Annotated in this window: 11 protein-coding genes and 1 riboswitch; of the genes, 9 read left to right on the forward strand and 2 right to left on the reverse strand. The window is 40.8% G+C overall.

The features are described 5' to 3' along the window. Positions 1-206 precede the first annotated feature (206 nt). The 7 genes from ACFE6N_RS05190 to ACFE6N_RS05220 all read left to right on the forward strand — a co-directional run bounded on the left by ACFE6N_RS05190 (position 207) and on the right by ACFE6N_RS05220 (position 11,957). On the forward strand, positions 207-1,325 hold the full coding sequence (locus tag ACFE6N_RS05190; protein ID WP_378934486.1) for a FecR family protein: 1,119 nt from the start codon (positions 207-209) through the stop codon (positions 1,323-1,325). Between the two features lie 278 nt (positions 1,326-1,603). After that, positions 1,604-4,936, forward strand: coding sequence for a SusC/RagA family TonB-linked outer membrane protein (locus ACFE6N_RS05195; protein ID WP_378934488.1), 3,333 nt, complete (start codon positions 1,604-1,606; stop codon positions 4,934-4,936). A 34-nt stretch (positions 4,937-4,970) separates the two neighbouring features. After that, positions 4,971-6,461 (forward strand): RagB/SusD family nutrient uptake outer membrane protein, encoded by a 1,491-nt coding sequence (locus tag ACFE6N_RS05200; protein WP_378934490.1) that lies wholly within the window; start codon positions 4,971-4,973, stop codon positions 6,459-6,461. 30 nt (positions 6,462-6,491) lie between these two features. Beyond that, entirely contained in the window at positions 6,492-7,301 is an 810-nt protein-coding gene (locus ACFE6N_RS05205; RefSeq protein WP_378934492.1) for a DUF4843 domain-containing protein, read from the forward strand. A 10-nt stretch (positions 7,302-7,311) separates the two neighbouring features. Then, entirely contained in the window at positions 7,312-8,730 is a 1,419-nt protein-coding gene (locus ACFE6N_RS05210) for a PKD-like family lipoprotein (protein ID WP_378934494.1), read from the forward strand. 391 nt (positions 8,731-9,121) lie between these two features. Continuing rightward, positions 9,122-10,255, forward strand: coding sequence for a redoxin domain-containing protein (locus ACFE6N_RS05215; RefSeq protein ID WP_378934496.1), 1,134 nt, complete (start codon positions 9,122-9,124; stop codon positions 10,253-10,255). A gap of 25 nt (positions 10,256-10,280) precedes the next feature. Then, positions 10,281-11,957 carry a trypsin-like peptidase domain-containing protein gene (locus ACFE6N_RS05220; protein ID WP_378934498.1) on the forward strand — a complete coding sequence of 559 codons (1,677 nt, stop codon included), beginning with the start codon at positions 10,281-10,283 and terminating at the stop codon, positions 11,955-11,957. A 1,450-nt stretch (positions 11,958-13,407) separates the two neighbouring features. Here the strand turns inward: ACFE6N_RS05220 and ACFE6N_RS05225 are convergent. Next, entirely contained in the window at positions 13,408-14,676 is a 1,269-nt protein-coding gene (locus tag ACFE6N_RS05225) for a peroxiredoxin family protein (RefSeq protein WP_378934500.1), read from the reverse strand. A gap of 137 nt (positions 14,677-14,813) precedes the next feature. Beyond that, positions 14,814-14,920, forward strand: a riboswitch (SAM riboswitch). A 320-nt stretch (positions 14,921-15,240) separates the two neighbouring features. On the opposite strand from ACFE6N_RS05225, the gene ACFE6N_RS05230 reads away from it, so the two are divergent. Both ACFE6N_RS05230 and ACFE6N_RS05235 read left to right on the forward strand, forming a co-directional pair. Then, positions 15,241-18,405 carry a SusC/RagA family TonB-linked outer membrane protein gene (locus ACFE6N_RS05230; RefSeq protein ID WP_378934502.1) on the forward strand — a complete coding sequence of 1,055 codons (3,165 nt, stop codon included), beginning with the start codon at positions 15,241-15,243 and terminating at the stop codon, positions 18,403-18,405. Between the two features lie 12 nt (positions 18,406-18,417). Next, complete coding sequence (locus ACFE6N_RS05235; protein ID WP_378934504.1) at positions 18,418-19,851, forward strand: SusD/RagB family nutrient-binding outer membrane lipoprotein; 1,434 nt, start codon at positions 18,418-18,420, stop codon at positions 19,849-19,851. A 245-nt stretch (positions 19,852-20,096) separates the two neighbouring features. Here ACFE6N_RS05235 and ACFE6N_RS05240 read toward each other — a convergent pair whose 3' ends face one another. Next, on the reverse strand, positions 20,097-20,324 hold the full coding sequence (locus ACFE6N_RS05240; RefSeq protein WP_378934506.1) for a YtxH domain-containing protein: 228 nt from the start codon (positions 20,322-20,324) through the stop codon (positions 20,097-20,099). Positions 20,325-20,471: the final 147 nt, after the last annotated feature.

Here is a 20,471-nt window from a genome sequence, read left to right on the forward strand (position 1 = left end):
TTTCGTCTTTCCGCAACAAGGACCTAAGTTCTTCTGACGTGTAGTTCTTTATTGTTAATGCGTTCTTGCTCATGTAAGCAAGTTACATTTTTTTATTTATTTGTAAAAATATATTAGACTTTATATAAAAAAAAATAATTTACTGATACCCCCAGGCCTATACCTTCGCCGTATATACATTAATCAGACCAAACAAATCTTTTTCAATGGAAAAAAATGCTAGAAAGCTTTTAGATAAGTACATTTCAGGTAATTGTACGCCGGAGGAGATGGCTGTTGTGGAAGATTGGTATCAACAATTACCATTTGAAAAAAATGTACCCCAGCATTCCCTTATAGCAGCAAGCAAAAAGGAAGTTTGGAACCGCTTAAACCGTGGCCGAAAATCATTAAAATTGGTTACGGTTAAATGGGTTGCAGTCGCTGCAAGCATCATTTTATGCTTTAGCGTTGGGTTATACTTTGTTACGCGGCATAATGCTGCTCCTTTAACAGGAAAAACCGAATTGAAAAATATACTTCCGGGTGGAAACAAAGCGGTGCTTACGCTGGCAGATGGAACTGTTGTTAACCTGGATGATGCTAAAAACGGTCAGATTGCGGATCAGAGTGGCATTGTGATCAGGAAAGCAAAAAACGGTCAGCTCGAATACATCATTAAAGAAATCCCGAATGCAACGGTAACCGGATCAAATACCATTGCTACACCACGTGGAGGAACATATCAGGTAAATCTTCCTGACGGAACGAAAGTTTGGTTGAACGCAGCCACAACATTAAAATATCCGTATGCTTTTGCAAAAAATGAAAGACTGGTGGAGTTAAATGGCGAAGCCTATTTCGAGGTTTCAAAGGATCGTGCACGTCCTTTCAGGGTAAAAACAGCGGCACAAACGGTTGAAGTTCTAGGTACGCATTTTAATATCAACGCCTATAGAGATGAAACTGTTGTAAAAACTACGCTGTTAGAAGGCGCCGTAAAAGTGAGTACACCATCGGGTTCGGTAAATCTACACCCGGGCGAGCAATCGCTATTAAATGCAACCAGTGCCAGGTTATCGCTTAATGAGCAGGTAGATATAGATAAAGAAATGGCCTGGAAAAATAATGTTTTCGCTTTCGATAACGACGATCTGCAGAGCATTATGCGCCAGATTTCACGTTGGTATGATATAGATGTAGTTTATCAGGGCAAAATTACATCGGAAAAATACGTAGGAGAAATACCAAGAAACAGCAACCTTGCGGAGGTTTTTCAAATATTGGAACTTAACCACGTTCATATTGATGCTAGAGGCAAGGTGCTAACCATAACAGGAGATTAAATAAGAATGGCTTTTCTTTAAACAGCCACAAAAATCAACCAACCAATTCACAAACTAACTAAACTTTATGATGGAAAAACTACCAGAAATTTAAACGGAATACCTTAACAAAAAAACCGAAAGCGCGGCAACGCTTCCGGTAGAAATTTGGACAAGCAGCTTGCTTCGAAACCCAGCTGCTATTTTTTAACCTCATTCATAACAAAGGTATGAAATTAACTACCCTTTACAACCCCGTGTGCGACATGCGGAGGGTAAAGACTAAAATTTTATTGGTCATGAAATTGACTACAATCTTACTATTGGCAGGTGCCTTACATTTGTCGGCAGCCACCTATTCGCAAACAGTAACGCTCTCTCGAAGAAAAACCTCGCTTAAACAGGTTTTTAAAGAGATCAAAAAGCAAACAGGCTATTTTTTCTTTTATAAGGGGCAATTGCTGCAGGATAAACCTGAGGTCACGGTTGAGTTTAATAACACATCACTCACCGATGCACTGAACGCTTCTCTAAAAGATCAAAATCTGAGCTTTAACATCGTTAACAAAACCATCGTAATCAGTCCGAAAGAAAATTTACCGGTTGTTGCAACGCGGGTAGCAGTAAAAATCGAGGTAAGGGGTGTGGTTGCTGATAAGGCTACTGGCGAAACCCTTCACGGCGTTAATGTTTCGGTTAAAAACGGTGCCAGTGTAGGTATCACGAATGAAAAAGGTGAATTCAAAGTCAATGTTGATGATGGAAGCATTTTGGTTTTCAGTTATGTAGGCTATGAGTTATTTGAAACCAAGGTTTCAGGTACTAAAACGTTAAACGTTAAGCTTACTTCGAAGATGACCCAGATGAACGATGTGGTGGTTACCGGTTATCAAACCATTAAAAAGGATAACTACACCGGTAATGCAGTAACCATATCCGGAGAACAGCTGAGACGGGTAAATCCACAGAATTTGCTGCAAAGCATCGGCACATTCGATCCATCCTTTAAGCTGATTGACAATAACCTCGCAGGCTCAAACCCCAACCGGATTCCTTCAATCAATGTGAGGGGAGCTTCTGCGCTGCCCAGCGGTGACGGGCAGGTGCTGCGAAGAGATGATATTCTTGGAACGGCGAACATGCCGGTTTTTATGCTGGACGGCTATGAAGTGAGCGTGCAAAAAGTATTTGATCTCGACGTGAACCGGATTGCATCGGTCACCTCCTTAAAAGACGCGGCTGCAACGGCAATTTATGGTTCGCGCGCGGCCAATGGTGTAATTGTAATTACCACTAAAACGCCACTGGAAGGTAAACTGCGTGTAGAATATAACTACGAACTGAATCTTACTGCGGCAGATCTGACCGATTACCAGGTTTTAAATGCTGCTGAAAAACTGGATTACGAAGTTTTGGCCGGATTATATAGCTCTTCTAAACAACAGGTGCCTCAAGATCAGCTGGATGAAATTTATTACCATAAAAAAGCCAATGTTGTTGGCGGGGTAAATAGTTACTGGTTGTCACAACCGCTGCGCAATACTATAGGTCATAAACATGCTGTAAATCTTGATGGCGGTTCGCAGGCATTTCGTTACAATGTAAACCTTCGCTACCAAAACAGGCCCGGAGCCATGAAAGGCTCTGAAAGAGATCAGTATTCGGGTGGAATGAGTTTTCAATACAATGTGAAAAAACTTCAGTTCAGAAATGAATTATCCATCACACAGGTAGGCGCTACCGAATCTCCATATGGCGATTTTTCCAATTATGTAAGAATGAACCCATATTATCCGTTGAAAGATGCGAATGGCATGGCGATGAGGATTTCGGACGTGTATGAAAAACAAGATCGATCAAAAGAATATGTTTTTAATCCTTTATTTGATGCCAATTTGAGCAGTTTCAATAAATCCAAATACACCGAAATTATTGATAACCTTTCTGCCGATTTAGAAGTGGCAAAAGACCTGAGGTTAAGGGCGCAGATGAGTGTAACTACACGAGCTAATTCTGATGATATCTTCACCTCGCCGCAAGCCAATAAATATTACCTGTATACCACCGATAAAATTGATGAAAAAGGGGAGTATACCAACAGGGAAATGAAAGAAACTTATTGGGACAGTAACATCAGGTTAACCTGGTTAAAACAGATCGGTGGAAATTATTTTAATGCTCTGGTGGGTGTGAATGCCCGTACCGAATTGCGCGATCAGAAAGAATTCACGGCTGTAGGCTTTGCCAACGATCGTTTTACCAGCATTGGCTTTGCCAAAGGTTATGCTGAAGATGGAAAACCGCAAAGCAGGCTCGAAAAGGCCCGTTTATTCGGTTCATTTTTTTCGGTAAACTACTCCTACAAAAACCGCTATCTGATGGACGGGACCGTTCGTATTGATGGTTCGTCAAAATTTGGTGTAAACAATAAACTCGCTCCGTTCTGGTCGTTCGGATTAGGCTGGAACGTACATCAGGAAGAATTTCTGAAGAATAACCCAGTAATCAGCCAGCTGAGGATAAAGGCATCTACAGGGCTAACCGGTTCGGTAGAATTTGATCCTTATTTATCCAAAACCATCTATAAGTATAACACCGGAAACTGGTATTCGTCAGGTATAGGTGCCAATGTAAACAGTTATGGTAATGAAAATCTGGGCTGGCAAAAAACCAGGATGACGGATATCGGTGTTGACATTGGGCTGTTTAAAGACCGCGTAATGATTTTGCCTAGGATATATAAAAAGTTTACCAAAGATATTCTGGCCGATATTACATTGCCACCGTCAACAGGGTTTTTGTCGTATAAAGAAAACCTTGGCGACATGGAGAACAAAGGCGCTGAGTTGGGTATAAACGTTGAGGCGGTAAGAAGCAAAGAGTGGTCGGTAAACCTGAATGCCAATATGGTTACCAATAAGAATAAGGTGGTCAGAATCTCAAATGCTTTAAAGAAATACAACGACAGGGCAGATGAACTGCAATCATTAAAGCCGGGTGACGGAGGTTACCGGGGGATTCCATTGCTTCGGTTTAGTGAAGGGCAGCCATTTAATGCCATTTATGGGGTACGCTCATTAGGCATTGATCCGGAGAATGGACGGGAATTATACATCAAAAAAGATGGTACGCTGACGTACGATTATGATAAAAGAGATTATGTGGTAATTGGCGATCCTAACCCGAAAGTAAGCGGCTACTTTGGCGGTACCGTTAATTATAAAAGGTTCAGCCTGTATGTACAGTTTCAAACGTTTTTCGGAGGCGATAAATATAACCTCACCCTGGTTGAACGGGTTGAAAATGCGGACCCAAGATATAATGTAGATAAAAGGGTGTTTGAAGAAAAATGGAAGCAACCCGGCGACTTATCTTTTTATAAGAACATAGCAGATAACGGCGAAACAGATGTGAGCTCAAGATTCATACAACCTGATAACCTGATCAACCTGCAGTCAGTTAACCTTTCTTATGATATGAATAAAAAAATCGCATCCAAACTGTCGATGTCGAGCCTGATGTTCCAGGTAACCGCAAATGATGTACTGCGTTGGTCATCGGTAAAGGAAGAAAGAGGGATTAACTATCCATTTACCAGGAGTTTAACCTTCTCTATCAGAGCAGCTTTCTAAGCGATATTAATTAACGGATTTAAAATATAAAAATATGAAGATTAGATTGTTGATCTGCCTCATCGTAATAGCAGGATTAGCGAGTTCCTGCAAAAAATGGCTGGAAGTTGAGCCGGAATCAGAAATCGCGGCACCCATTTTATTCAGTACCGAAAGTGGTTTTATGGAAGCCATAAACGGCGTATACAACCGCAGTACAGAATCAGATCTGTATGGCAAGGAACTTACCTTTGGTACAACCGAAGTACTGGCACAAAATTTTTCGATGCGTGACGATGGTCAGGATTACAGGCAAACCTCGCTGTACAACTATAAACATGGCGAATTTATTAAAAGGAAGGACAAAATTTGGGCTGGTTTATACAATGCAATTGTAAACTGTAACCTGATTCTGGAAAATGTGGATGGAAAAAAGAACATTTTTAGCGGCAGTAATTATGCCATTGTAAAAGGAGAGGCGCTTGCATTAAGGGCTTATCTGCACTTCGACTTATTACGTCTTTTTGCTCCTTCTTACCTTAGAAATCCCACCGCTAAAGGCATTCCGTATGCAAATAAATATACCAAAGAGATTACGCCAGTTTCAACTGTATCAGAAACGATTGATTTCATTATTAAAGATCTGGAGCAGGCTAAACAATTGTTAACGGCCGATCCGATCCGCAGTGCCGGATATATTGTAAACTATCCTTTAGTTACGGATACACTCAAAAATACGGAAGAGCGCAACCCAAGTCTGTTTTTACAGAACAGAAGGCATCGTTTAAATTATTTTGCCGTATGTGGTACGCTTGCCCGGGTATATCTTTATAAAAATGATAAAGCTAAAGCCTTACAGAATGCAAAAGAAGTAATTGACTCCAAAAAATTCCCCTGGACGGCAAAGAGTGATTTTGAGGCATTCGAAGATTCCAAAAAAGACCGGATTCTTTACAAGGAACTTGTTTTTGGATGGTATATACCGGGCGCTGCAAAAGAAATCAAAGATAATTGGTTTCAAAGTGGTACAAGGGGCTTTTACCTGATTGAAGATGCCGCGGATTATATTTATGAAAAGGCTACCGCTGGCGCAAGCGACTCTCGTTATAAATATTGGTTGTCTGCTACCTCGAACCAATCATCACGATCTTATGATATTGTTAAATACCGTCGAAATCCGCTAAGCGCTGAAGCAAATGCAAACCTACATTATTTAATGGCTCCTGCCATCAGGCTTAGTGAGATGTATTATATCGCTGCCGAATGTTCATATGCAGGTAATCCAACCGAAGCTGTAAATTACCTTAAGCAGGTTCGCGAAGCAAGACAGATTGGTGATCCCTTATCCATCAATAGTGAAGAAGACCTATTAAAAGAGCTGCTTAAAGATGCACGTAAGGAATGGTTGGCAGAAGGCCAGTTGTTTTACATGTATAAAAGGCTAAATAGAGGTATTGTTGGCCAGACCGGGGTAATCATTCCGGCTTCCGATAACATTTTTGTACTTCCTCTCCCTAACGATGAGGTGGTTTATGGAGGAAGGTAAAACAATTTGAATTTTTATTAATCGAAAATTATGAAAATATACATATTAATATTCGCAATCATTTGTCTGGCTTCCTGCAAGAAAGCAGAAGAAATGCGTTTCGATCATAGCGCAAATGTGTACTTCGATATTTACAACGGAGATAAAGACAGCATCGTAAGAACATTTGCCTATAACCCTACACTGGCGCAGGATACCGTATGGCTGCCGGTACGCCTATCTGGCATCAGAACCAATGCAGATCGCAAATTCAGTGCGCGCGTAGAGGCCGATTCTTCTACCGCTACGCCGGGCTTACATTATGAGGCTTTGAAACCACAATATTCTATTCTTCCGAATAAAGGAACAGGTTATATTCCGGTGGTGATTTATAATAAAGACCGGCAACTGGAAAACAGATCGGTTTCAATACTGATCAAACTAACCGGAACGCCGGATCTGGGTATCGAAAACCCTTACTTAATCAGGGCCAAAGTAGTATTCTCATCCAAATTGGAAAAACCAGGCTGGTGGGATACCTGGCCGTTACCCCCTTACTCAAGAACCAAACACGAATTGTTTATTCTGGTAACGGCGCAGACTTTTCTTACTACCGATGGACTTGATGCCCCGAAAAACCTGTATTATATCGGTTTATTGACCACCATGTTAAACAATCCATTTAACTGGGTGGCTAAAAATGCCACCAAAGGTTATATTATTGAAGAAGTGACCCCAGGCGATACCAATAGCTATTACTTCTACAATAAAAGCAATCCGGCTAAAAAAACGCTTTTAAGAAAAAACATGCAGAACGGTAAATATTATTTTATAGATGAAAATGGTAATGAGGTTATTTAATTCGACGAACATGAACATTAAAAAATTAGTCATCCTTATCATTGGTATACTTTCTTTGGCCGCATGTCATAAAGACCTGGGCAATTACGATATCGATATGCCGATAGCGCCTGAAGTAGCCAATCTTGATTCTGTTTACACCGCTAATGTTGGCGACAGTTTAATCATCAAACCCAAAATAGCAGGTGTTGATGCAGCAAATGTAGAGCTTCAATGGAGAATTAGCGTAATTGAGGGGAATGATATTTTATATACCGGCCCTGCGTTAAGGATCATTTTCGGTTTGCAGGCCAAAAGGTATCCTGCCCGCCTTACGGTTTACAACAAAGCAAACGGCATGAAGTATTTCCATAAATTTTACATTGACGGGGGAACTGAATTTGCCAAAGGCACAACCGTATTAAGCATTGAAAATGGAATCACTCAGTTTTCGTTTGTAAAGCCAGATGGTGGTGTACAGGCGCGTTTGTACCGTGCCATGCAGGGGAAAGATTTGCCACCAAACCCTACCAATTTGTTCCTGTTAAGGAATACATTTACGGGTGGTACTTTGCTGGGCTATTGGATCATTACCAAAAACGGCGGCATCAGGCTGGAACCCAATACCATGCAGGAGGATCCTAAATATCCAAATACGTTAAAGGATAATTTCTTTACGCCACCAGATGGTTTGGAAGTGGGTTCACTGATCTCGCATCCGCAAGGGGTAATGATGGGTGTTGTTAACGGCAAATTTTATGGCGGCACCACCAGTACCTGGGATCAGGCAGCCACTTACGGCATGTTCGGTTTACCAGCTGATGGTGATTATGAACTGGCCCCGTCTTTTGTAATGAGTTTCACGCAGTCTGCTACATATTTTATCGGATTTGACCGTAACAGAAAACAGTTTGTGCGGATTAATCTGTATGGCGCCCCTGTGTATTTTGGTACCCAATATTCAGTAACTACCAGTGTTTTTGATCCGTTGAATGTGGGGATGGACCTGGTTCATTTGGAGCAACTTAACAATGCTGATTGTTTTGCTTATTGTAAAGGAACAGATGGTAAAATCTATGAACTCAAGTTTAACGTCCAGTTTAATGGGCCATTTACCTTTACCCCGCAACATAAGCGCTTATTTGTACGCCAGGACCTGATTAATGAAAACACCAAATGGAGTGGCGCCAAAAATGGCGTTATCTACATGGCCAGTGGCAGTAAAGTTTATCGTTATAATCCTGTAAACGAAGAGTTGAGGGAGCTGGTAACCAGTTTTACCGGAAAAACAATTTCGATGTTAAAACTTAGCGAAGATGAAGAAAGCTTAATGGTAGGAACAGAAGAAAGCGTTACTTTTTTGAATATCGCAACAGGAATGAACGGAGCATTGATTAAAAAAATTGAAGGTATTCCAGGCGCTCCTGTAGATATCGCAATTAGAAAATAATCTTTGTGCTGGAGGATGTCTCATAAATATAGAATGGTCACCCTTAATAATTTATTTTATAAAAATCAATATGAGTGACAGAAAAAGTTAAATGAATAGTATCGTCATTTCGACTGAAGCTCACCGGTTTTTCATCGGTAGCGTAACGGAGAAATCTTTTAAATCTGATTCAATAATTTGTTCCAAAGATCTCTCCACGCACTTCGCGTTGCTCTGGTCCGGAAATGACGGCTATTCTATTGGATTCTGTCAATGTTATCTTGCCGAAGGAAATGTATTACAAGGCGTTTCTATACTTCGTCAAGCTACAAGCTAGACTCAACGTGACCAATTCGGTTGAATTACAATTAATTATACAGTTAATAGAATTTATAATCATAAAAAAATACAAATGAAAAATATAAAAATAGTTTTATTAGCGCTTTTATGCCCAGCTTTGAGTTGGGCGCAAACGCCAAACTTTAGTTTAACCGGCAAAATAGGAACGCTCGGTGCACCGGCAAAAGCCTATATCGATTACATGGATAATGGTGTCAGTCATGAAGATTCTGTGGCGCTGGTTAACGGAAGTTTCAAATTTTCCGGACATATTTCCGGTAATGCCTATGCCCGCATGGCGCTCGATCATACTGGTGCGGGTAAAAACAAGGCCGTTTATACGGGTGATGTGATTTACTTTTACTTTGGTAAAGAGCAGGTTACCATTAGTTCAAAAGATTCTTTAGATAATGCTGTTTTTACGGGTTCAAAGGTATACCAGGAATACGATGCCTATAATAAAGCCATTGGCGGTACCATTATGGCGCTTACCAAAGCGGTTAATATCGATTTTAATAGAGGAACGCCCGAGCAGCAAAAAGATACCGCCTATATGAAAGCGGTAGATCTGCGTTTCAGAAAAAATATTCAGAACAGAACCGACAAACAGTTTCAATTTGCTAAAGAACATCCAACGTCCTATTTCGCGTTGGTGGCACTCTCAGAAGCAGCAGGAAGCAAGGTAGATGTGGCCAAGGTTCAACCGATTTTTAATGCATTAAACAAAGAATACCGGGAAACTGATATGGGTAAAGAATTGGCACAGCGCATTGCCGCAAGTGGCATCACTGCTATCGGAAATCCAGCACCTCTTTTTACCCAGAACAATGTGGTTGGCAAGCCCGTTTCGTTGGCCAGTTTTAAAGGAAAAGTGGTATTGGTTGAATTCTGGGCGAGCTGGTGCAGTCCATGCAGGGCAGAAAATCCGAACCTGGTGAAACAATATCAAACTTATAAAGATAAGGGCTTTGAGATTATTTCGGTTTCATTGGATCACGTGAAAGAGAATTGGCTGGAAGCGATAGAAAAAGACGGTTTAGACTGGATCCACGTCTCTGACCTGAAAGGCTGGAACAACGAAGTGGGCCGTTTGTATGGAGTGCGTGCGGTGCCTGCCAGTTTTCTGGTAGATGCACAGGGCAAGATTATCGGAAATGGTCTTCGTGGCGAACCGTTAAACAAAAAGCTTGCGGAAATTTTCAACTAAGCCACCGCCCAAAATCATAAAAATAATGAATAACTATATAAGGACCATAACAGCAACCTTCGGGTTGCTGTTTAGCCTAAACGTTACTGCCCAAAAGAAGCAGGTAGCGAAATTTCAGTGTACCATTACCCGGGCAGTTAAAAAAGCATACCCGGCCAGCGTGCGGATGTGGGGTTTTGATGTACAGCAGAACCAAAGAACAAGTGCACAGTTTAGTGGCGTGGTAGTAAGCGCAGACGGTTACATCCTGACGGCTGCCCATACCATTTTACCGGGTAAAAATTATAAGGTTTTTTTTCCAGATGGACGCGAATGTATTGCTGTGGCGCTAGGGAAAATAGAAAATAAAGAAACCCCGGGTATTCCCGATGTTGGCATGATGAAAATTACCGATAAGGGCGCATATCCGTTTGCAGAGATGGGCTATTCGGCCAGTTTGCTAAAAGATGAGCCTTGTATCAGTATTTCTTATCCCGAAAGTCTGAACCAAACCCTGCCAACCTTAAGATTGGGCCATGTTGCAGAAGTGAAAAATGAATATGGTTTTATCCGCTCAACCTGTAGAATGGAACCTGGCGATTCCGGCGGACCTTTGTTTGATTATCATGGCCGCGTAATCGGGCTGCACAGCGCCATTGATGTTTCAGAAGATATGAATTTCGAAATTCCTGTTGATCTCTATCGCCGTTATTGGACAGCCCTGAAAAGCGAAACGCTTTACACTTCTTTTCCTGAAGAAACGAATTTTGTTGAAGTCGATTCTTTGTTTCCGCAACTGCAGAAAGAAAGTAGACAAAAAGCCTTACATCCTGATTTTGGTATTCCGAAACTTATAAATGCCTGTTTCCTAATTACAAGCATACTTAAGGGACAACAGCAGCAAATTGATGCCTGTTTGTTAAATGTTAAAACAGCGGGCGGCATTAAAAAACAGTTTTTGCTGAGTAAAAATACGATGGCTGGAGAAGAGGCAAAATTTGAGATGAATGGAACCAAAATTCCCATTCAGGTCATTGGAAAAGATCAGGAAAATGATTTGGTCTTATTTGCGCTTGAACAGCATATAAACGGAGGAATTGATTTGAATCTTGCCAATGCAGATACCCTTAAAATAGAAATGGGTAAACTGCTTTATAGTATGACACCCGCTGGCAAGGTAATGCGCAGTGTTTTAGGTAGTAGGCTGTTTAACTTACCAAAAATAAATAGTCAGCCTTATTTAGGCGCCATGGTGGTATACAATTCTAGTCCTGTACAGTTTTCCTTAATTAAAGAAGGTAGCCCGGCAGAAAGAGCAGGGATAAAAGTTGGCGATGAACTCATCAGCATTAATGGAAAAATGATTAGAAAAGCGAATGAATTTGCGCCCGAAATCTTAAAATATTGGGCAGGTGATGAAATTACCTTCGAATGGGAGCATGCATCTGGTAAAATGAGCAAAACATTCAAGCTTGACGGAAGGGGACAATCCCTTTCCAATCACCCGGCAGACAAATTTGAAGGAGGGAAATCAGAGCGGAGAGACGGTTTTAATGCTATTTTTACCCATGATGCCGCTATTCAAGCCAGCAATTGTGGATCGCCTGTTTTTGATTGGGAAGGTCATTTTTACGGAATCAATATTGCCAGGTTCAGCCGCACGACTACAGTTGTGGTTCCAAAGAAAACAATTGTTGAGTTTGTTTTAAAGCATGTGAGATAGCCTGTATTAAATTAACTGAAAACTGTCATCCTGAGGGGTAATTTATGGTATAAAAATCAATATGATTGACGTTTTTTCCTTCGCACAATTCTTGCCTCGGCTCACCGCCGCCGAAGGGCTCTTACTTTTTGGCATCAAAAAGTAACAAAAAATGCCGGCTGAAAATTTTTCTTTCAAAGCCAGTGCTATGGCTAGAACAGTGCAGTCCGAAAAATTTATTAGGCCGGTTTTAAGTAGAACGGTGATACGGTGCTATGGCCTAGCTATACGGAAATGCATGATGCCGCATTATGCTCATTAACAGGTGATTACAAAATAACGTCAATGGTAGCCTGTCGAAGGACCTTCATTTAAATTTTTCTGTTAGCCGGTGTCTCACCGACCAAAGACTAAATCATACATTTTTTGGAGCGCAGGGCCATTCGCGACGATTAAAGATTGTTCCCGTGCTTTGCTATATCCTTTCGCTGCGCTTCAGGGATGCCGCTTCGCCCGGGGCTAAAAACGCGGTTAGTGATAAGAACAAACCAACAAAGTATGAAACGTTGTTTTGTTTCCTGTACAGACCATTGTTAATAAACCTTTTTGCAGCGGCTATCCTTTTTGTTGCAGCGGTTTTTTATTATAGAGGTATGTCTAGCAAAAAGATAGAAGCGAAAAGAAGGACTGCCGGAACCGAAAGGCAATGCACCTGCTTTCCAAAAACGAAACGTCACGCCTTTTTACGTTAAAGATTCTTCACTGCGTTCAGAATGACAGCTAAGGAATAATTTAAGAATTTCTATTGGCCGGTGTCTAACCGACCAATGCTAATATTTTGTGTTAAAGATTCTTCACTTTGTTCAGAATGACAAATTGGGGTTTTCCTATTTGTTGCCTCACCGACCAATGTTTAAATAGAAATAATGATGCATTTTTTGGAGCGCAGGGCCATTCGCGACGATTAAAGATTGTTCCCGTGCTTCGCTATATCCCCCCGCGCCGCTTCAGGTATGCCACTTCGCCGGGGGCTAAAGACGCGGTTAGTGCTAAGAACAAACCAACAAAGTATGAAACGTTGTTTTGTTTCCTGTACAGACCATTGTTAATAAACCTTTTTGCAGCGGCTATCCTTTTTGTTGCAGCGGTTTTTTATTATAGAGGTATGTCTAGCAAAAAGATAGAAGCGGAAAGAAGGACTGCCGGTACCGAAAGGCACTACAACTGCTTTCCAAAAAATGATCTAAATCTCAAAAATCGTTCTGAGTAAAGGAGTGCCGAAGAAATCTTTCAAGTTAGTGGCTATCCTTATTAAAAAGATTGCTTCGTCGGCTGAAAAAGCCTTCTCGCAATGACGAACATTCTATTAATTTCTTTTATTGGTCGGTATCTCACCGACCAATGTTAATATTTTATATTAAAAGATTCTACACTTCGTCCAGAATGGCATATAGGAAGTGAATTATGATGCTTATTTCTTCAACAGCGCATCAATTTCAGTATTGAATTCTTTCACAAATTCATCATAAAATTTACCAGTAGCCGGACCGTTGAAACCGGTATGGATTTGGGCCACATTTCCCTGTTTATCGATTATAATGGTGGTTGGAAAAGATAAAAAAGAATCAAGTGCAGGCAATGATTCAGATACTGCCTGTTTATCGGCTGTTCCGGCCAAAACCTGATCGTATTCGATACCAAACCGTTCTCGGAAACGGCCCATTACTTTTTTGGCATATTCAGGTTCAGTAGAACGCTCGTAATGCAAACCGATAATTTCTATGCCGCGGTTTTTATTCTTTTTATACCATGGAGCCATAAAAGTAGCTTCATCAACGCAGTTAGGACACCAGCTTCCTGTAATGGTTAAAATCACTACTTTGTTTTTGTATTTTTCATCCTTTAACGAAATCTTATTACCATTTACATCAGGGAAACTGAAATCGAGCGTTTTGTATCCTTTTTTCAGGTAGGTGAGTTGATAAGGATCAGGCAGGGCTGCATCTTTATTTTTGTTCCCGCTAAAAGGCTGGCTGCCTCTTGCGCTTAAAACCTCACCGTTTAAAGTACCATCTGCCCCGAAAGTTCCTTTGTAGTAAGCAGGAGAGGAGCCGATGAAACTTGAAAGCTGAAATCCATTGCCCTCTACAATACCTTCAAGATAGCGCGAATCACCGGTTACACGGAGGAAAGTTCCGGTTAGTTTGTTTCCTGTTTGTTTAAACAGGCCTACTGTTTTTTCTTCTTTTCCATTTGGAGCGGTAAAAATTACATCATAGCTTCCTGAATAGTCGGCTGATGCAGGTCTGTCTGCTTTAAAACGATAGTGTTCGCGTTCGGCATCAATGATTAATGGTTTTCCGGATTTATCCTGTTTGCGTAAAGCTCCTGTTAACCGATCGCCATCTATTGCAAATGCCAGTTCGTTATCAAACTGATCCAGTTTAACAAAAATCGAATCGGCTGTTCGTTTGACCACACCACCTTCAAAACTTTCTTCCGCATTGCGGAAATACAATTTCTGCTGACCGCCTTTTTCATTGATCTCAAAATTGAAAGGAATTTCGAGTCCCTCCTTTACTTTCGCCACACCGCGCCAGTTGCCCAGCGCAACGAATGCCTTTGTTTTTTTTTCTTTGGCCTTTGCCTGTTGGTTATTGGCTAAAACTGCCTGATCCTGAGCAAAGGTTATGGAGGTTGATATGGCCAGTGCAGCAGTTAATAAGGTTTTTATATTCATTGGGATGTATGTTAATCTACTAATTTAGTCGACAAATATACGGATGGAATAGTCAAAGAAAAAATATTTTAATAAATATCTATAAAAACTATAGGATAAATGGAATTAATTATACCTTTGCCCCAGTTATTTTAAAATACTTATCAAGAAAGGCGGAGGGAATGGCCCAGTGAAGCCTTAGCAACCATCTAATTTTTAGAAATGGTGCTAATTCCATCCCGGATGAATCCGGGGTAGTTAAGTCAGTTGTTTGCGTAATCCTTATCTAAAATATACGGAGCACTTCTGATTTAAGGGGGTGCTTTTTTGTTGCCTCAATGCTTTCTTGAAAGTGAAATATGTATTAAACAAAATCATTCAAATGGAAAAAAACAGACGAGCTGCATCACTTTTTGTAAACCTTTCTGCATACTTACGAATGCGCCAGTCCTGTTAGGATGGTTCCATTTTAACAGGCGTTTTTGATCTAACCATTCCATTTTATTTTTTAATAAAAGACGGTGATTCACCGTTAGGAATCGTTTTGCCCAAATTTTATCTATTAACTAATTATTAAACATATTCATGATCAGACTTTTAAAATCAATAGCATTTATTTTACTGCTCTTTGCTGTACAACCGGGATTTGCTCAAAATACCGCCATAACAGGAACAGTAAAATCAGCAGATGGAGAAACACTGCCTGGTGTTTCCATATTCGTCAAAGAAACCAAACAAACCACCATCTCTGATGCCAAGGGTGCTTTTTCGATAAATGCACCTGAAAAGGGCACATTAGTATTTTCATACATAGGTTTTAAAACCCAGGAAATACAGATCAGTAAAAACGGGCCAATTTCAGTTATTCTTCAATCGAGCGATAATGCGTTAGATGAAGTGGTGGTTACAGCTTTAGGTATTTCCAGAGAGAAAAAATCACTCGGGTATGCTGTTCAGGAGTTAAAAGGACAAGATTTGTCTGAAGCTAAAGAATCTAACCTGGTCAATGCACTGGCTGGAAAAATAGCTGGAGTTAGGGTAACCAATAGTCAGGGGAGCATGGGCTCATCACGTGTGGTCATCAGAGGGGAAACCTCTATAGCTGGAAATAACCAGCCCTTATTTGTGGTTGATGGGATTCCGGTAGATAACTCGCAGTTAAATTCTGCAGGTGCAAGGGATTATGCAAATGCCATCTCAGATATCAATCCAGAGGATATTGAATCAATTAGTGTATTAAAAGGACCAAACGCAGCAGCATTATACGGTTCGAGGGCTGCCGCAGGGGTAATTCTTATCAAAACTAAAACTGGTAAATCGAAAAAAGGATTGGGCATTGAGGTTAACTCCAATGCCGTACTGGAAACTTTGCTTACCCTGCCGGTTTATCAAAATGCTTTTGGACAGGGATCGGAAGGTAAGTTCAGTTATGTGGATGGTGCTGGTAAAGGCATTAATGATGGGGTAGATGAGAGCTGGGGGCCAAAAATGGACGGCAGATTAATTCCACAGTTTTTTTCAAAAGGTGTAGCGGTTCCGTTCGTAGCCCATCCTGATAATGTCCGCGATTTCTTTCAAACAGGGTATTCGCTAAATAATAGTATATCTGTTGCAGATGCAGGCGAAAAATATGATTACCGTATTGCTTACAATAACCTGAAACAGGTTGGGATTGTGCCTAATTCCGGACAGGGCAAAAATTCATTCGTATTAAATACCTCTTTAAAAATAACACCAAAACTAACTTTAACGGCTAATGCAAATTACAGCAAGTTGAGTTCTGATAATTTGCCGGGTACAGGCGGTTCAAGATCAACCAGTACCATGTTGCAATTTACCTGGTTTGGCCGCCAGGTGGATATTAACCAGCTGAAAAACTATCTGGATGAAAATGGAAAAACATTCAACTGGAACAATAGCTATTATAGCAATCCATATTGGGTAGCTTATGAAAATACGGTGTCGCAAAACCGTAATCGGATTATTGGGAGTTTAGCGCTTAATTATAAAATTATCGATGGACTTGATTTCAATTTCAGATCTGGAACGGATTACTACAATGACAGGCGTAAGGTTAGAATCGCCTATGGTACCAATGGAACACCTTTTGGTTCTTATACCGAAAGTGCTTTTACCGTAAACGAAAATAACACCGACGCAACATTAAACTTCAATAAACAATTAAATGAAGATTTTAGCTTAGAATTATTGGGAGGTGGCAATATCCGTAGACAGTACATCGAGCAAAACGACCAGAGCGCGCCTAAACTGGCCATTGCAGGGCTATACAACCTGAAAAACTCTCGCGATCCCCTGGTTTCTTCCAATAATTTATCACGTTTAAAATCGTATAGTGTTTATGCTTCCGGACAGATCGGCTTCAGAAATTACCTTTTTGCCAACATCACGGCGCGTAATGACTGGTCTTCTACTTTGCCTGCACAAAACAGGTCATATTTTTATCCTTCATTTAATGGCAGCTTTGTAGCAACAGAGGCTTTTGATATCAAAAGCGAAGCCCTTAACTATTTAAAAATACGGGGTGGTTGGTCTAAAGTGGGTAAAGATGCAGATCCTTACCGTTTAATCAACACTTATGTATTTAGTGCGCCGTTTTATGGCAATCCTCAGCTTACCACAGGTTCTATAGACCTGAATCCTAACTTAAAGCCAGAAACCACTACTTCTACAGAACTTGGGCTTGAAGCGGTTTTCTTGAATAAAAGATTACGATTTGATTTAAGTGCTTATAACACCAATAGTTACAACCAGATTTTAGCAGCCGATGTGAGCCAGAGTACAGGTTTCAGCTCGAAATTATTGAATGCCGGAAAAATCAATAACAAAGGTATCGAAGCACAATTGGGCATCACCCCAGTTGAAAAAGCCTTTACCTGGGATGTTGATTTCAATTTTGCAGCAAACAGGAGTCGTGTAATTGAGCTGGATGCTGAAAAACTGCTGACCAATTATGTAGTAGCCACAAATTCGGCCCAGGTAATTGCAACGGTAGGTCAGCCTTATGGATCGTTGTTCGGGACAGCTTTTTTGAGAGATGGCAATGGCAATATCATTGTTAACGCTACAGGCGCGCCTGCCACTAATCCAACCAAGCAGGTGTTGGGCAAATACACGCCGGATTGGATTGGGGGCGTTTACAATACTTTTAGTTATAAAGGTATCAGTTTAGGCGTATTGGTTGATGCCAGTTTTGGCGGTTCTATTTACAATGGAACTTACGCCACAGGAACTTATACCGGCGTTTTGGCTTCCACACTTCCGGGAAGGGCAGCTGAATATGGCGGTATTTCCTATTATTATCCCGGTAACAATAAAGCCAATGGAACAGTGAGGTTAACCGGAACCGCCCCTGCAGGTGTTACGGTGTATGATGACGGGATTATTTTTGATGGCATAACCGCTGATGGCAAGCGTAACGAGAAGATATTACCCGCTCAACAGTATTACAAAACCTTTAGAAATATAGATGAAGCAAATATTTTCGATGCGTCTTATGTAAAACTCCGTGAGGTGAAATTAAGCTATAACCTGCCTGCCAAATGGCTTCGTCCGTTAAGTTTACAAGGCGTTTCGGTATCGCTTGTTGGCCGTAACCTGTGGATTATCCATCGCAATACGGTTGATATCGACCCTGAAGTGGCCTTTAATACTGGTAATGGTCAGGGTTTAGAGAGCTTATCAAATCCAAGCACCCGCAGTTATGGTATCAACCTCAATGTTAAATTTTAAAATATTTCCATCATGAAAAATAAAAAACTATATATACTGGCCATTTTGGCAATTGCCTTTGTATCATGCAAAAAAGAGCTGGATGAGGTGAATATCAACCCCAATGCACCAGAAATTGCGCAGCCAGATTATCTGCTTACCGGAACTACCAAGGCAACAGCAGATACCTATTGGGGCGTAACCAATAACATGAATTCCAGTTTGCTGTTTGCGCAGCAATGGGCCAAGGTACAGTATACAGAAGAAGACCGTTTTATTTACTCAAACAGTAGTTTTACCGCACTATGGTCAACAGGCTATGCCCAAAGTATTGCCGGTTTTAATAAAATTATCGAATTGGGAGATGCACAGGGAAATTCGAACTATAAAGGTGTTGCACTTATCTTAAGATCATGGACATTTCTATTGCTTACGGATGCTTATGGCGATGTTCCCTACTCGCAGGCAGGGAAAATAAAACAGTTTGTTACCCCGGTTTACGATAAACAAAAAGATGTTTATTATGGTATTTTAAGCGATTTGAAATCGGCGCAAGCGGCTCTAGACCCCGCAGGAAAGGTGATTGCCGGTGATGTGATTTATAGCAACAATATTGCCTCATGGAAAAAGTTTGCCAATTCATTGAGGCTTCGTATCGCCTTGCGTATTGCAGATAAAGATCCTTCTAAAGCCAAACAGGTGATTGATGAAATACAGGCAGAAGGCGGTGCTTACATCAGCAGCAATTCAGAAAATGCCATATTTAAATATGATGTATCGCCTCAGCAGAACCCGGTAGCGGCTTCATTCGAAACCAGAAATGATTACCGGATCAGTAAAACCATTGTTGATAAACTGTTTTCACTGAACGACCCAAGGTTACCCGTTTATGCCAGTAAAACGGAAAACGTTACGCCGCAGGTTTATGTGGGGATTCCAAATGGTTCTACCAACTCTGAAGCAAGTGCAATAGGTTTGGCAAATTCTTCTAAACCTGGTGTTTACTTTTTAGATGCCAAGGCTCCGGCGATAATTTTTAGTTATGCAGAATTGCTTTTTGATAGGGCAGAGGCAGCAGCAAGAGGTTTCACTGCCGAAGATGCTGACGATTTATACAAGCAGGCCATCAGGGCATCTTTTTTACAGTATAATATTGGTGGCACTGTAGTTGAAGATTACATCAGGCAATCTGGAGTAGTTTATAATGCTGCGAATTATAAAAAATCAATTGGAGAGCAAAAATGGATAGCCTTATTTGGTCAGGGATTAGAAGCCTGGGCAGAGCAGAGAAGGTTGGATTATCCACAGTTAACGGCCTCTGTAAATACGGTGTTGAATGGTAAAATTCCTGTACGTTTTATCTACCCCGGAACAGAGCAATCGTTAAACGGGCAGAATTATAAAAATGCGGTAAGCAGTCAGGGAGCAGACTTATTAACCACCAAACTTTGGTTTGATGCTTTTTAATCCCGAAATCTCACCCGATCCGTGGTGTCGGATGTTAACATGACACTAAAACAAAAAGAGACTGTATCATAAGTGAAATGTCATCCTGAGCTTGTCGAAGGACCTTGTCTTAAATGTTTTCAAGGCGTTTTGACAGGCTCAACATGACAAAATAGAGGTGAAATTAAAAATTATGATACCACCTCTCTTTTTGATCAGAGAAATAAATATTTAGCCTCTTCGGGCTCCTTATTTTTCTCAGGTATTCATCTCGCCAAATCTTCAGCGGCGTTACTTACCCTGCTTTTCAGGTCTTCAGTATAACCTTTTGCTTTGTCGGCCCACTGTGGAGCACGATCTAATAATTCGTCAACGATTGATTGTCCGGTAATTGGATCTTTTTTCGTGATATATTTTACGCCTGCATATACTGCTGCGCCAATAATGGCTGTTCTTAAAATTCCCATGTTCTTTTCTGTTTTTTTAAATAACATTTTGACGTCGCTAAAAGTTTTAGCCAATGCTAAATAACTGTTGTTTAGGTGCTGCCGGATGTTACCATGTGGCAGATCACTAATGCTTAAATAATTTCTGTTGGTGAAGCAGCTAATGATGACAATAAAGTAGAATGGGCGATCATT

This window comes from Pedobacter sp. BG31, from assembly GCF_042464845.1.
Lineage (GTDB): Bacteria > Bacteroidota > Bacteroidia > Sphingobacteriales > Sphingobacteriaceae > Pedobacter > Pedobacter suwonensis.

Coding starts and splice junctions, on each gene's coding strand:
- ACFE6N_RS05190 (WP_378934486.1), top strand. CDS start 207: ATGGAAAAAAATGCTAGAAAGCTTTTAGATAAGTACATTTCAGGTAAT.
- ACFE6N_RS05195 (WP_378934488.1), top strand. CDS start 1,604: ATGAAATTGACTACAATCTTACTATTGGCAGGTGCCTTACATTTGTCG.
- ACFE6N_RS05200 (WP_378934490.1), top strand. CDS start 4,971: ATGAAGATTAGATTGTTGATCTGCCTCATCGTAATAGCAGGATTAGCG.
- ACFE6N_RS05205 (WP_378934492.1), top strand. CDS start 6,492: ATGAAAATATACATATTAATATTCGCAATCATTTGTCTGGCTTCCTGC.
- ACFE6N_RS05210 (WP_378934494.1), top strand. CDS start 7,312: ATGAACATTAAAAAATTAGTCATCCTTATCATTGGTATACTTTCTTTG.
- ACFE6N_RS05215 (WP_378934496.1), top strand. CDS start 9,122: ATGAAAAATATAAAAATAGTTTTATTAGCGCTTTTATGCCCAGCTTTG.
- ACFE6N_RS05220 (WP_378934498.1), top strand. CDS start 10,281: ATGAATAACTATATAAGGACCATAACAGCAACCTTCGGGTTGCTGTTT.
- ACFE6N_RS05225 (WP_378934500.1), bottom strand. CDS start 14,676: ATGAATATAAAAACCTTATTAACTGCTGCACTGGCCATATCAACCTCC.
- ACFE6N_RS05230 (WP_378934502.1), top strand. CDS start 15,241: ATGATCAGACTTTTAAAATCAATAGCATTTATTTTACTGCTCTTTGCT.
- ACFE6N_RS05235 (WP_378934504.1), top strand. CDS start 18,418: ATGAAAAATAAAAAACTATATATACTGGCCATTTTGGCAATTGCCTTT.
- ACFE6N_RS05240 (WP_378934506.1), bottom strand. CDS start 20,324: ATGTTATTTAAAAAAACAGAAAAGAACATGGGAATTTTAAGAACAGCC.